The sequence below is a fragment of the Candidatus Cloacimonadota bacterium genome, from assembly GCA_020532355.1.
Classification (GTDB): domain Bacteria; phylum Cloacimonadota; class Cloacimonadia; order Cloacimonadales; family Cloacimonadaceae; genus UBA5456.
In genome coordinates, this window is record JAJBBD010000234.1 from 1 (window position 1) to 12,341 (window position 12,341).

Sequence of the window (12,341 nt, forward strand, 5' to 3'; positions counted from 1 at the left end):
ATCCTCAAAATGACTGATTACTTTTAGCGGGTCTTGATCGCCATAAAGCTGATCCAATTCTTCATCCGCAAACGCCCGCAACACCAGTGCAAAGGCCTCACAACTCTTAATGCCGGAGAATATCGCAGATTCTGGCTCATCACTATGTTTGGCAAAGATTCCCGGAAAATCCTGAAACTCGATGTGGGCATAGATAGTTTTCTTGGGCTTATAGAGCTCACTTAAATGTGTAATACGCTCATCCGTAACCTGTACAATGCCAATATTTGGCTCAGTTGTCGCCGGTGCGTATTTATCTACCTCAATACTTTGCCCAGTCAGAGCATTGAAGATGGTAGTTTTACCGCTTTTTGGCGGCCCGATCAAAGCTATTTTCATAAATTATCCTTATTTGCTTTCCTTTCCTGTAGAAAAAGCTTTTTTGGCAACAGATTTCGCTGCATGAGGCTTAACTGCATTTAGTAAAGAGCGTACTTCATTTGGCAGGAGCGGACGCCATCTACCAGAGGGGAGATCGCCCAATATTAAAGGTCCAAATTGAACCCGGCGCAAGCTTCTAACTTTGGCTCCCACAGCTTCTATCATGTGCCTTATCTGGCGTTTACGTCCTTCTTTGATGCCTATTCTCAGCAGCATTTCTGCATCCGTGGCGCTTTTTACATACACCTTGGCACTTTGGGTTTTGCCGCCTTCTATTTCAATGCCTTCCCGTAAGCGTAAAATAGCTTCTTTACCCAGTTTGGGTGCTACTCTTACGCGATAGATTTTTTCCACTTTATACGCCGGATGGGTTAGTCTTTGAATTAGATCGCCATCATCAGTAAAGAGCAACAATCCTTCGCTGCTTTTATCCAACCTGCCGGCATAGGGCAGCGAGCTAAATTGCTCAGGAAGCAAGCTATACACGGTTTTACGATCATATTCGTCTTGTTGAGAAACCACGTAACCGGTTGGTTTATTGAGGATGATGTAGATCTTTTCATTTTGAACAGAAAGCTTTTTGCCGTTGAAGACCACCGTGTCTGCATCAATATCTACAATACAAGCAAGATCTTTCACCACTTGATTGTTTACAACAATCTCTCCGGAACGGATGAATTCTTCGGTTTTGCGCCTGCTACCCAGTCCACATAGAGCTAAATAGCGATTTAAACGCATCAGCTTACCAGGCTTCAAGACTATTTTGGATTGCTGATTTGAAGATGTTTTTGAAGATTTCATCCAAGGCTTCCTCTTTGGTGCTAAATTTTGCCGTACTTCCTTCTCCCACCTTATAGATTTCGCTTAAACGCAAGGCAGAGTTTTCGTAGATTACTTCGTTGTTTACCAAATCGGTGAATATTACTTTCAATACCAAGTTGAGCTGATAATCCTGCACCTGATTGGCGCTGTCGTAGCTGTAGATTTTATCTTCAAATGAAGTTATCTCTCCCTCCAGACGGCAATCCGGATCTTGCGTAACCAATTTCAACCTGCCATCATTTCGCACTGCTAAAGATACCTCATTTAAAGCTTTATCTGCCAAAGCAAATTCCGCTGTCTTATTCTCAAATGGCTCGATCCTAATATTTTTTAAATGCGGATAAGCATTTGAATATACAGAGTAGTAGCAGCCACTAAACACTGCCATCAGCATAAATGCAAAAATAAATTTCTTGACCATTATGCCATATCCAAAAAAATCTCGTATCCTTGTCAAGTTAAACCTTGTCAAAATAACTTATGATTTTTAAATTGCTTACAAATACAGGAGGTAAGCCATGGCTAAGAAATACATTTCTAAAGCCGAAGCCGCCAAGAAACTTAAGGTTTCCGATCGTGTGATTCAGGAAATGATCAACAGCAAAATCTTCGAAACCAAAACCGTGGGAAAAAACGAGAAAATCGATGAAGATTCTCTCAATGAATGGTTGGAAAACCTCAACGAAGACGACGAAAAAATGCTCGCTCTCAAACGTGTAATCTGTCACTTTGAAGAGTATATGCGCCCCGAAAATGTCTTCTTAGATTTTCACGCAGAAAACAAATACGACGCCATCCGTATTCTCAGTGAAAACGCCAAAGACCTCAAACTTGTTCGTGATGCACGTTGGCTTTATGAAGTTGTGGTTGCCCGAGAAGAACTCATCTCCACTGCCATCGGAAATGGAGTGGCTTTGCTCCACCCCCGCCATCTTCACCCATCCAAAATAAAAACTCCCTCTATCTTGTTTGGACGCTCAGATGAAGGAGTGGATTTTGATGCCCCCGATAACAAACCCGTAAATATCTTCTTTATGCTGTTGCTCCACAACGACAAACAACACCTCTTCTCGCTTTCATACATTTCCAAACTCATTATGAATTCAAATGTGTTAGAGAGTTTTCTTTCCGCTACCAATACCGATCAAATCCACACTGCTCTTACGGCAAATATGGAAGAAAAATAAGCATGAATAAGGTACGTATTATCCTCGGCAGTAAAAGCGATTTGGATATCTGCGAACCAATATTCGAAACCCTTAAAAGCTTCGCCGTAGAATACGATTTTTATATCAGTAGTGCTCATCGAAACCCGCAAAAGACCGTAATGCTGGCTCAAAATGCCGAAAAAGACGGATGCCAAGTGATTATCGCCTGCGCCGGAATGGCTGCTCATTTGCCAGGAGTTCTTGCCGCTCATACATCTTTACCCGTTATTGGCGTACCTATCCAAACCGGTGCCTTAGGGGGAAGAGATGCACTTTATTCCATCGTCCAAATGCCACCTGGAGTACCTGTGGCTTGCGTTGCGATTAACGGCGCTAAAAATGCCGCTCTTTTAGCCATCCAAATTATTGCCTTGTACAATCAAGAACTCAAGAACAAATTAATTGACTACAAGGAAAGCTTAAAGGCATAATAATTTGTTGATTGTATAAAAAGGAGCCGGAAGCTCGGCTCCTCAATATCGGTTTATCTGGCAAGCTAAATCATATTATGCTGATCAACGATTCATAACCTGGAACTTTGGGCAGATAACCTGCTGCTACAGCATCCGATACGCTCCTACATGGTAATTCCTCGGCTATTTCGCGCGTGATTGTTCTCAAATCTACACCTTCACGAATATGAATGCCCCACATCAGCTTTACAAACAGTGCAAACCAATTTAGAATTGGATGCTCTCGAGTAGATTCTAAACGATTGTAAAAATTGAGATAATCTCGCATATCCTTGCGATACTCTTCCGATGGATTCAATGCCGATATCTGCCTTTGGATAGCAGCAAAATTTCGGTGATGAGCAGATTCTTTGAATTTGGGACGACGACGAACAATGTAGCGATTCATCTTTGGACTATAGTAGAATACACTATCATCAGCGGTTCCGGTATAGCCTAAGATCATGTTTTTGAATCTTACCTTCATAATTGGCCTCCCTTTTGAGGTTTTTCTGTACGGAACAAAGTATCCAATACCGCTAAAATTGCCTCGTGAGATATCTTGATAGAATCCGATTGGAGCAGTCCACATTGGACGGCAGTACGGATTCCACGCAATTCCGATATCAATTCAATTAAACTATCGTGAGCATACGAACCTGTGTAATGCTGGTTCAGAATTATACTCGCTTCTCGCTGGGGATGGGATTTGTTGTTTCTCATAATTACTCCTTAGAAGGGCAAGATTTATTTTTTCCCTTCATTATCTATATGGCGGACAAATACTGGACAAATTCAGATTAATTTCTCCAACGATTCGAGAAAAATGCCGTAAAGCAATAGATAACAATAAAATGCACGTATCTATCTATAGTTGTTGATTTATTTGAATGAGAATATCATGACCTGAAGATAGGGTAAAATCAAATTGAGTAGAAATTCTTGCCAATTATTGAAGTGATCTGCCATATATGGATTTACAACGGTATCATAGGAATCGTTGTCCCCGCACAGCACTCTTACCGCATTATGCTATACATAGCTATAGTTTGAGCAGACATTATCCTGTAGTTTAAGCTAAATGACAGCCTAAACCATTGCTATTATTAATATGAATAAGAGGGGAATGAGACTGCCAGGCTCTTATGTGTATGTAGATCTGGGTGACTGATAAAGCTGAGAAGAAGTCCGCAGCCAGAAAACAATGAATGCCCGTAAATACAACTATACCAGTTAGTAAGAATAATATCAAACAGGAATGAACTGAGGATTTAACAAATAGATACGTAACAAGGCAAGCTATCGACAACCATGCGGTAAATAGCCTCTGTGCCCAATTCTTGCCAAAGATATGTTTCACATGAAACAATGTGCTGGCTAAGAACTGCCGATATGCCACCAATAGCCGATAAATAAAGCGCATGATATTGCCGAATTATGCTGTTAGTTTCTGCGCTTCGCTCGCCCTTTCCTATCATTACACGCAAGCCTGCCGCCAAAAACTCCGGCACATATCTATCCATACGATAGCTCGTGGTTGGACCTATCGCTCCACATATTTGCCCATCACCAGCAGGGCTGGGTCCACAATAGAATAGCGCAGTTTTGGAAATATCAAAGGGCAAATCGTCACCATTTTTGAGGATTTTGGCTAGACGCTTGTGCGCAGCATCTCTGGCGGTAAAGAGCTCGCCACTCAATAAAACCTTGTCTTTTGGTTTTAGTTTGCCGATTGTATCTATGTTTAATGGAAGAGTGAGCTCGAAGATGCGCACTTTAAAGCTCCACCCGTGTGTGGCGATGAACGTGGCATTGCATATTTACTGCCAAGGGAAGGGATGCTATGTGGCATGGAGCACTCTTAATATGAGCAGCTATTACCGTGATCTTGCCGCCTAAACCTTGCACCCCACAACCCTGTTTGTTTATTCTCTCAACTATTTGCTTTTCCATGTGGGCATATTCAGGAATCGAGTTTGCTCTGCCAAGCTTCTCGAATAGTGCTTTTTTTGCCAAGATTGGGGCAAGCTCAAAGTTTCCGCCAATGCCTATTCCTAATACTATAGGAGGACATGGTTTTGAACCGGCTTCAATTACTTTACTACAAATTAAATCTATAATCTCATCGCTTTCGGAGGAAGGATTGAGCATAACACTAAAACTCGTATTTTCGGCTCCTCCTCCTTTTTGTGCTATTTCGAGGATTAGGGAGTCTCCAGGTATGGATTCAATATGGACAAATGCCGGGACATTCGTGTTTGTATTCTTTCGCATAAAAAGAGGCTCTTGCACCATGCTTGCCCTTAAAGGAAGAGATTTTTGAGCGTCTCGAACAGCCTTGTTAATCGATTCTGTAAGCGGTTCTTCCAAACAGATGCCGACGCCTATTTGGGCAAAAACAATAGTAGTGCCGGTATCCTGACATAGGGGAATGCGATTTGCGGGGGAGAGTTTATGGTTCTCAAGAATTGCTTTAATTGCATCCCGAGCAAGCTCATCTTGTTCATATTGCAGAGCATTAACTAAGAATTTATGAAGCTCCGGATCTGGATTGTAGCTGATGTATTGAATTGCTTCAAAAACTGCGGCTATTATTTCTTTTGCCGGAATGCACCGCATTATAATCCCTTTTTACGTTTCATGAGATACTTAAGTAACAATCCGCTAATATCCTCTGTAGTGCAAACGGGATTGTATTCTACCTCAATCTGATGGCACGATTCTTTGATGTTTTGGTAAAATGATTTGTAGCGCTGTCGATATTCACCACTAATCTGCCAAGGATTCACTACAATCTTCTCACCGCTTTCGCTATCGATAAACTCAGTTTCTCGACGATAATCTAGCAATTGTTCGCGGGGATCGCAGATGTGAAATACAAGTACTTCATGCCGATGGTTACGAAAATGTTTTAAGGCTTGCATAATTTTATCGGCATCTTCCATTAAATCTGAGATGATGATAACGAGGCTGCGTTTCTTGATGCTTTCTGCTATTTGATGGAGCGGAGCTAAAATGTCTGTGCTTTCTCCGGGTTCGAGCAGAACTAAGCGGTTAAAAATCTGAGCAGTATAGCTGCGATAGGCTTTTGGGGCAAGAATAGAGGTAATTTTATGGTTAAATGTATACAGTCCAGCAGCGTCCTTTTGGGCAATCATCAGCCAGGCCAGAGCAGCAGCGAGGCGCTTGGCAAAGTCCATCTTGCTGGTTTCTTGGGAACCGAAAAACATCGATTTGCTATGATCTACAAGAATGTGACAGCGCAGATTTGTCTCTTCTTCATAACGCTTTACGTAAAACCTTCCGGTACGAGCCACCACTTTCCAATCTACATTTTTTAAAGATTCGCCGGGATTGTATTGGCGGTGATCGGCAAATTCTACACTAAAACCATGATAGGGAGATTTGTGTAAACCGATTAAGAAGCCTTCTACAATCTGTTTGGCACTAAGTTGCAAGCGGCTGAGTTGCGCCAGATGCTCATCACTTAAAAGTTGCATTTACTTATTCTTGGGCTGCCAAAGCAGGGCAAAAGGAATAATTACAACATAGGCTAAGATAAGGATTATGGGCGATATATCAATCTCATTAAAGGACATAATTACATATCCTACAATAAGTAATATTGCGGCAACAAGCAGGAGGAGAAAATTCATCCGGCCTAAGTTGATGCGGGATTGATCTTTTTTTGGCATGTTAACTCCTTGCAAATTTTACTACATTTAGGTTAAGCATAGATCTTGTCAAGAGCACATTTCCGAATTATGGAAACAAGAGTGCATTTGCATATAAACGAAATCTGATAGTTCTGAGCGCGATTTTGTGTTTGGCTGGTATGTTATGTCTAAAAAATGAATTTCTACTTCTATACGGTGGTTTATGAGCTTCATAAAATGAGCCGCAAAAGCCATATCTCCATACCATGCAATTATATCTCGCGTAGAATCATTGAGTTCATTACCGTCTAGCTTAGTATATTTGATGCATACCGGCAAGATTGGGCAATTTTCGTTTAAGGCAATTTGAAATAATGAACGGCGGAATTCTTTAATGTCTTTTCCGTTCGTGGAAGTTCCCTCCGGAAATAAAACTACTTTGAATCCGGCAGCGATGGTATCACTAAATATACTAATCTCTTCTTTGAGGCTTAAAGGATTCTTGCGATCGGTGTATAAACAGCCGCCTAATCTGGTAATTGCGCCCAAAAATGGGTTGTTCCCCATCTCTACGGAGGTTATATAGACAAATTCTTCTAAAGCAGAAAGAATGAGGATATCTGTGTATGATGAATGGTTGGCAACCAGTAAATAAGGTTTGTTCCTTAACTCAAGTAGCTTTTCCAGACCAAAGATATTTAGTTTGATGCCCAATGCTTTTTGGAATTTACGGGCGCTGTGGCTTACGTTACGGGCAAGGATGTGGCGCTTTAAGATTGGATCACGATGTAGCAAACCAATAATCCATGCTCTCAAAAAATACTCACAAACCAGATAGAGATGCCAAAAAAGATGGATAATTTTCACGGTTCTAGCTATCGCGGGGTTTGCGGATGTACTGGCTTTTCAAACAGCTAACATCCAACAAAGTAAGGAAGTCTATGCATTTAAAGCTTTTATCCAGAGCCGGAGAACCACAAACTTTGGCGCCAACCTTAAGATAAGAAGCCAAAAGAGAGGGTATTTTATCTTTCATGCTCGGATCTAAATTGTCGAAGCAGCCCACACCACATGCTCTAAAGTGCTTATTCATGCCGTTGATGCGGAATTTCCCCCTGGGGCGAACGCGGTGCTCGTGGCTAAGATGTCCATTATTGAGAAGATACTGGTAGATTTGCAATATCTCAACGTGATTGGTGGTTTTGATACTGGAACAGCCAAAAAGATAGCTTGTCCCGCTTGCTTCTACATAAGCCCTGATTCCTTCCCAAAGTAAGGCGATGGTTACTCCATTACGATGATCCGGATGAACACAGGCGCGCCCCAACTCTAGTTTGATGCCGGGTAAACGCTTTATGTGTTTCATGTGGAACTCGGTTGCGGTGTACCACTTTTTGGTGTGCAACGAGGATTGCAATCTGTAGGTTCCAATCAAAGAGTTACTGCGCTTATCAATAATGATGAGGTGATCGCAGAGTTTGTCAAAACGGTCTTTGTCTACACCGCTCTTCTTCTGTTTCTTGAGTAGTTCCATTAGAAATACGTCATGACGCAACTTGAGAGCAGCATATAGTTCTTCACGGGAATCGGCAGTTTTTACGATGAAGTTTTTCTTCTCGATAAAAATGGGGATGTGGGCGCGGAAATTCATCATTCTACTTCTTTGTAGGATGCGCAGCACCTTGGCAACAATCAGTTTTGAGTTGATTTCCTTCATTTAAACTAATACCTTATAGCGAAAAATCATTTTATTCGCATTAGAATGCGTGTGCGGATAATCTGTCAAGCGCAAAATGGGCTAGGAATCATTCTAAATGTTCAAGCCGCTTTCTGAGTAACAAGCGAAATCGATAAACAATGTTATTTAGCAAAATCATGCGTGAAAGATGTATATACACTGAGGAATACAAATTCTTTCTTGACAAGCCCAGGCAGTTTTATTGTATGTTATCAGTGTATAAATTTATGATAAAGAATACATTTTAAAAGGAGCATACCATGTCTAAAAAGTGTTTTATTGCGCTAGCATCTCTCCTGATCTGTGCTCTGCCGCTTGTGGCAGAAGATTGGATAACCATATATAATGACGATCTCTCACTTATTCGCTCTTCTTTTACATTGGATCTGGAAAAAGGAAAACAAAGATACAATTTCGACGACATCACTTCTCGCATCATGCCGGTATCGGTAATTGTAAAGGCAAAAGACTTGCGCGTGGCGGAGCAGAATTACGAATTTGACCTTGCCGGAAAACACCAGATAATGGGGAAATACCTTGATGAGGAAGTACTGGCAGTTACCAAAGACCAATCCAAACTTCGAGGCACACTTAAGTTCTTTGATGGAGCAAATATCGGCATTATAGAAGAAGGTACTCAGCGCTTGCTAGTGATCTCAGATAGTGAAGTACAGTGGATCCAGCTTGCGTCATTGCCCGCCAATTTCTATACCAAGCCTACTCTGGCATGGAGCTTGATAGCCCCCCAAAAGGGTAAATATCCGGTAGGCTTGAGCTATTTGAGCGGCGGTTTTTCGTGGAACGTGACCTATAATGCAGTTTGGGATGAAGAAAAACTGAACCTCAACAGTTGGGTAACCATCAACAACCGATCCGGAAAAGCTTTTGAGGATGTAACTCTAAAGCTTATTGCGGGTGATGTGAACCAAGTGCGGCAAAAGTTTGCGGATGTAAACAGAATGGTAGCATACGAAGATGCTGCGATGAGCGCAGGCTCTGCACCTAGCTTTGAAGAAAAAGCTTTTCACGATTTTCACATGTACACACTGGATCAGAAAGTAAGCTTTGCGAACAATCAGACCAAGCAATTGGAGCTTTATGCTCCCCAAAACGTTACAGCGCGCAAAGTATATGAATTCACTACTTTCACAACTGGTGTAAACAGTGTAATAAAGTTTATCAACAACCAAGAATCCGGTTTGGGTAAACCCTTACCCAAGGGTGTGTTCAAGATTTATCAAGCCGATAGCGATGGGAACATGGAATTTATCGGCGAAGACAGCATCGACCACACCGGTCGTAATGAGGAGATTAGCATCAACACGGGCAAGGCTTTCGATTTGGTGGCAAACTCGTCCGTACGCAATCAGCGAACAGTTTCGCAGCGCGTATCCGAGCGTGAAATTCACATCAATCTCAAGAATAACTCCCAGAAGCCCAGCAGCATAAACGTAGTGCATCAGCTTTCTGGAAATGCTCGTATAGTTCATTCCGAAAGGAGATACGGTTTGGATGCCACCACCAATAAAGTTACTTTTACGGTGGATTTGGAACCCGATACCGAATATAGTTTCTTCTTCCGCGAACGCAACGAATGGTAAATGTAACAAGACCTTGAGGAGGAAATAGATGCGCGAGAGGATATTTTCCAATCTCGTGGGCATACATCGTGAAATGCTCAAGCTTTTAGGCGAAGTAAACGCTCTTAGCAACGATCCTTTAGCCATAGAAGATGCCATCGATGAAGCCTGGCATCCCAAATGTGACGTATTTCTTACAGATACCCATTGGGTAGTAGTTGCCGAATTGGCAGGAGTGGAGAAAGATGAGATCGCCATTTCGCTAAGTCCGGAGTATTTACGAATCAGCGGTCAGCGCAGTTTTCCCTCCAAGCACTGTCCACTTAGTTATTATAACATGGAAATTGAAACCGGGCATTTTGAGCGCAAGATCTATTTCCCGGAAGAGGAATTGGACAAAGAGAATCCCCAAGTAAGTTACATAAATGGTATTTTGCGCATAGCATTTACTCTGGCACCAGTTGTGGAACGCATTATTCCTATTTCCTAGAAAGTATTGCGTATGCTAGAAGCCTTGGGAACCAAAGTATTTTCGGGGATAGTATCTCTTTCTTTACTATTGTTCTCTTCATTTAAGGGGAATGATCCCCATTTTGGGGCGATATCTGTTCGCAGAAGCGAGAGTTTCATTTATGTCTCCGGCAGTTTGCAATCCGCCTTTGAAAACGATTTTCCCAGCATTTTCAGCTCTGGCACAAAAATTCCCATCTATTTTCGCATTCATATTCGTCAGGACGGCAAAACCCTTAGTAAGCAGCGTTTTAGCCATACCGTAAGTTTTGATACTGTAACGGGCATTTATGAATTGGATAGAGGTAAAACTAATGAATTATTCCGCAGTGATTCGATTGAGGATCTTATTCGGGAAGTGTCCAAGTTCAATTTTGCTTTTCCTCATCAAGCTCATTGGGAGCATCTCAATATCCATATCGAAGCGGAATTGCCCAAAGTAAGATTTGAGCAATTGAATAAGCAGGTAGATTTGATGGTTCTTTGGAAATACAAAAAGCCCAGCACAAAAGCAGTTGCAAATTTGCGCCAATTGCAGTAGAGGGGGAAAACGGATGCATAAATTTGGCTTACGCTCCACTATTATTTTCCTGTTTTTGTTTGTTTCGATAGGTGGTTTGATGGTATTAAACATGGCATTTCAAGCCAAGCAGGAAGATATTCACGGTGCGATTGAGCGCATGGAACTCAGTGATGAACTACGAAGCATTAAGTTTCTTAGTGCGGAAGATTCCCTCAAAGCCCAAACCGTTATGCGTGAATACGACAGCGCTCAAGCGGTGCTAAGTATTTCTTTAGGAGATTCCCGTGTAGTTACGTCGGTTGTTTTGCTTTTAGTAATGATTGCATCCAGTGCCATCTTCATAGTGGTTATTATTCTTATTAGCAAGCCGTTAAAAGAATTGAAGCAAGCAACAGACCAAATTCGGCAGGGTAACTATAGCGTACATTTACCGGAAACGGGCATTGCAGAAATGCGTGAATTAAAGAACAGTTTCAACGTGATGTCGCACGAACTGGAGCAAACGCAAAATCGCTTGTTAGTTGCAGAAAAAGAACTCATCTGGAAGGATCTTTCCCGCATTCTCGCCCACGAGATTAAGAATCCGCTTACTCCTATCCAACTCGTTATTCAGCGTCTTGAAGAGCGCTTGGAATATGATCCCCAAAAAGTGAGTGATATCTTACCGGAATCTATCTCGATCATCTCGCAGGAAATCGAAAACCTAAGACTTTTAGCGCAGGATTTTAGTAATTATGCCAAAGTAAGTCAGCCAACGCGGGAGCTCTTCAATCCCGCTCAGATAATCCGCGAGATTGTAAAATCTTACAGCCAGGATTATGAGATTTGCTTAGACTTACAAGATACGTTTACCATAAACTTCGATAGAACTCATTTTTATCAGATCTTGACCAATATTCTGCAAAACGCCATCGACGCCTCTTCAGAAGCTAAACCAATCACCATTCGCCTATATGGAGAGCGTTCTTATGTTGTGCTATCTATCCAAGATATGGGAGATGGCATAGAAAGCAAGAATCTCAGCCGCATCTTTGAACCTTACTTTTCTCAAAAGAGCAAGGGTACGGGATTAGGTTTGGCATTGGTCAAAAAGCTGTGCGATGCCAATGGTGCTATTATTAGAGTTAAGAGCAAGATTGGTGAGGGCAGTGAATTTACGCTTATCATTGAGAGCAAAACAACGTGAAAATACTTATTATAGATGACGAAAAGAACATACGTCTGAGTCTGAGCGGAATTTTGGCGGACGAAGGTTATGAGGCTTTTGGATTTGGCACCATAAAAGAGGGAATTGGCAGCCTGGAAGAAATAGAGCCAGATGCTGTACTTCTGGATGTTAAACTGCCAGACGGCAACGGTATAGATGCCATTAAACAAATCAAGACCTCGATGCCTCAGGTTCCCGTGATCATGATTTCGGGTAATAGCAATA

At 41.9% G+C, this 12,341-nt stretch carries 18 protein-coding genes; 7 read left to right on the forward strand and 11 right to left on the reverse strand.

The genetic code is table 11. The features are described 5' to 3' along the window. From LHW48_08050 to lptE, 3 genes are all read right to left on the reverse strand, one after another. On the reverse strand, nt 1-378 hold a 378-nt coding region (locus tag LHW48_08050), incomplete at its 3' end, for a 50S ribosome-binding GTPase (GenBank protein ID MCB5260404.1). Nucleotides 379-387: 9 nt separating this feature from the next. Then, entirely contained in the window at nt 388-1,221 is an 834-nt protein-coding gene (locus LHW48_08055) for an rRNA pseudouridine synthase (GenBank protein MCB5260405.1), read from the reverse strand. Then, entirely contained in the window at nt 1,163-1,663 is a 501-nt protein-coding gene (gene lptE, locus LHW48_08060) for an LPS assembly lipoprotein LptE (GenBank protein MCB5260406.1), read from the reverse strand. The genes LHW48_08055 and lptE overlap by 59 nt, the downstream gene beginning before the upstream one ends. A 97-nt stretch (nt 1,664-1,760) precedes the next feature. On the opposite strand from lptE, the gene LHW48_08065 reads away from it, so the two are divergent. Continuing rightward, nucleotides 1,761-2,429 (forward strand): PTS sugar transporter subunit IIA, encoded by a 669-nt coding sequence (locus LHW48_08065; GenBank protein MCB5260407.1) that lies wholly within the window; start codon nt 1,761-1,763, stop codon nt 2,427-2,429. Nucleotides 2,430-2,431: 2 nt separating this feature from the next. Next, nucleotides 2,432-2,881 carry a 5-(carboxyamino)imidazole ribonucleotide mutase gene (gene purE / locus LHW48_08070; GenBank protein ID MCB5260408.1) on the forward strand — a complete coding sequence of 150 codons (450 nt, stop codon included), beginning with the start codon at nt 2,432-2,434 and terminating at the stop codon, nt 2,879-2,881. A gap of 70 nt (nt 2,882-2,951) precedes the next feature. Here purE and LHW48_08075 read toward each other — a convergent pair whose 3' ends face one another. The 8 genes from LHW48_08075 to LHW48_08110 form a co-directional block, all read right to left on the reverse strand. Then, entirely contained in the window at nt 2,952-3,389 is a 438-nt protein-coding gene (locus LHW48_08075) for a hypothetical protein (GenBank protein ID MCB5260409.1), read from the reverse strand. Then, nucleotides 3,386-3,625 carry a hypothetical protein gene (locus LHW48_08080; protein ID MCB5260410.1) on the reverse strand — a complete coding sequence of 80 codons (240 nt, stop codon included), beginning with the start codon at nt 3,623-3,625 and terminating at the stop codon, nt 3,386-3,388. The genes LHW48_08075 and LHW48_08080 overlap by 4 nt, the downstream gene beginning before the upstream one ends. Before the next feature lie 548 nt (nt 3,626-4,173). Continuing rightward, complete coding sequence (locus tag LHW48_08085) at nt 4,174-4,677, reverse strand: fumarate hydratase C-terminal domain-containing protein (protein MCB5260411.1); 504 nt, start codon at nt 4,675-4,677, stop codon at nt 4,174-4,176. Between the two features lies 1 nt (nt 4,678). After that, complete coding sequence (locus tag LHW48_08090) at nt 4,679-5,521, reverse strand: fumarate hydratase (GenBank protein ID MCB5260412.1); 843 nt, start codon at nt 5,519-5,521, stop codon at nt 4,679-4,681. Next, nucleotides 5,521-6,402 (reverse strand): DUF58 domain-containing protein, encoded by an 882-nt coding sequence (locus LHW48_08095; GenBank protein MCB5260413.1) that lies wholly within the window; start codon nt 6,400-6,402, stop codon nt 5,521-5,523. Before LHW48_08095 ends, LHW48_08090 begins: the two co-directional genes overlap by 1 nt. Continuing rightward, nucleotides 6,403-6,597: a hypothetical protein gene (locus LHW48_08100; GenBank protein ID MCB5260414.1), complete on the reverse strand. Its 195-nt coding sequence runs from the start codon at nt 6,595-6,597 to the stop codon at nt 6,403-6,405. A 48-nt stretch (nt 6,598-6,645) separates the two neighbouring features. Next, the gene (locus LHW48_08105; protein ID MCB5260415.1) at nt 6,646-7,425 is read right to left on the reverse strand and encodes a 1-acyl-sn-glycerol-3-phosphate acyltransferase; all 780 of its coding nucleotides are present in this window, start codon (nt 7,423-7,425) and stop codon (nt 6,646-6,648) included. 4 nt (nt 7,426-7,429) lie between these two features. Further along, entirely contained in the window at nt 7,430-8,275 is an 846-nt protein-coding gene (locus LHW48_08110; protein MCB5260416.1) for a GNAT family N-acetyltransferase, read from the reverse strand. Nucleotides 8,276-8,556: 281 nt separating this feature from the next. Between LHW48_08110 and LHW48_08115 the strand changes: the two genes are divergently transcribed. The 5 genes from LHW48_08115 to LHW48_08135 form a co-directional block, all read left to right on the forward strand. Beyond that, nucleotides 8,557-9,897: a DUF4139 domain-containing protein gene (locus LHW48_08115; protein MCB5260417.1), complete on the forward strand. Its 1,341-nt coding sequence runs from the start codon at nt 8,557-8,559 to the stop codon at nt 9,895-9,897. Between the two features lie 28 nt (nt 9,898-9,925). Next, entirely contained in the window at nt 9,926-10,366 is a 441-nt protein-coding gene (locus tag LHW48_08120; GenBank protein ID MCB5260418.1) for an Hsp20/alpha crystallin family protein, read from the forward strand. A 12-nt stretch (nt 10,367-10,378) separates the two neighbouring features. Next, entirely contained in the window at nt 10,379-10,927 is a 549-nt protein-coding gene (locus LHW48_08125; protein MCB5260419.1) for a hypothetical protein, read from the forward strand. A gap of 13 nt (nt 10,928-10,940) precedes the next feature. Next, nucleotides 10,941-12,095 carry a HAMP domain-containing protein gene (locus tag LHW48_08130; GenBank protein MCB5260420.1) on the forward strand — a complete coding sequence of 385 codons (1,155 nt, stop codon included), beginning with the start codon at nt 10,941-10,943 and terminating at the stop codon, nt 12,093-12,095. Beyond that, a partial coding sequence (locus LHW48_08135) for a response regulator (protein MCB5260421.1) occupies nt 12,092-12,341 on the forward strand: 250 nt, incomplete at its 3' end. The genes LHW48_08130 and LHW48_08135, both read left to right, overlap by 4 nt.

Bases quoted from the DNA above. Each gene is read 5' to 3' on its own strand.
- LHW48_08055 (MCB5260405.1), bottom strand. From the start codon at position 1,221: ATGAAATCTTCAAAAACATCTTCAAATCAGCAATCCAAAATAGTCTTG.
- lptE (MCB5260406.1), bottom strand. From the start codon at position 1,663: ATGGTCAAGAAATTTATTTTTGCATTTATGCTGATGGCAGTGTTTAGT.
- LHW48_08065 (MCB5260407.1), top strand. From the start codon at position 1,761: ATGGCTAAGAAATACATTTCTAAAGCCGAAGCCGCCAAGAAACTTAAG.
- purE (MCB5260408.1), top strand. From the start codon at position 2,432: ATGAATAAGGTACGTATTATCCTCGGCAGTAAAAGCGATTTGGATATC.
- LHW48_08075 (MCB5260409.1), bottom strand. From the start codon at position 3,389: ATGAAGGTAAGATTCAAAAACATGATCTTAGGCTATACCGGAACCGCT.
- LHW48_08080 (MCB5260410.1), bottom strand. From the start codon at position 3,625: ATGAGAAACAACAAATCCCATCCCCAGCGAGAAGCGAGTATAATTCTG.
- LHW48_08090 (MCB5260412.1), bottom strand. From the start codon at position 5,521: ATGCGGTGCATTCCGGCAAAAGAAATAATAGCCGCAGTTTTTGAAGCA.
- LHW48_08095 (MCB5260413.1), bottom strand. From the start codon at position 6,402: ATGCAACTTTTAAGTGATGAGCATCTGGCGCAACTCAGCCGCTTGCAA.
- LHW48_08100 (MCB5260414.1), bottom strand. From the start codon at position 6,597: ATGCCAAAAAAAGATCAATCCCGCATCAACTTAGGCCGGATGAATTTT.
- LHW48_08110 (MCB5260416.1), bottom strand. From the start codon at position 8,275: ATGAAGGAAATCAACTCAAAACTGATTGTTGCCAAGGTGCTGCGCATC.
- LHW48_08115 (MCB5260417.1), top strand. From the start codon at position 8,557: ATGTCTAAAAAGTGTTTTATTGCGCTAGCATCTCTCCTGATCTGTGCT.
- LHW48_08120 (MCB5260418.1), top strand. From the start codon at position 9,926: ATGCGCGAGAGGATATTTTCCAATCTCGTGGGCATACATCGTGAAATG.
- LHW48_08125 (MCB5260419.1), top strand. From the start codon at position 10,379: ATGCTAGAAGCCTTGGGAACCAAAGTATTTTCGGGGATAGTATCTCTT.
- LHW48_08130 (MCB5260420.1), top strand. From the start codon at position 10,941: ATGCATAAATTTGGCTTACGCTCCACTATTATTTTCCTGTTTTTGTTT.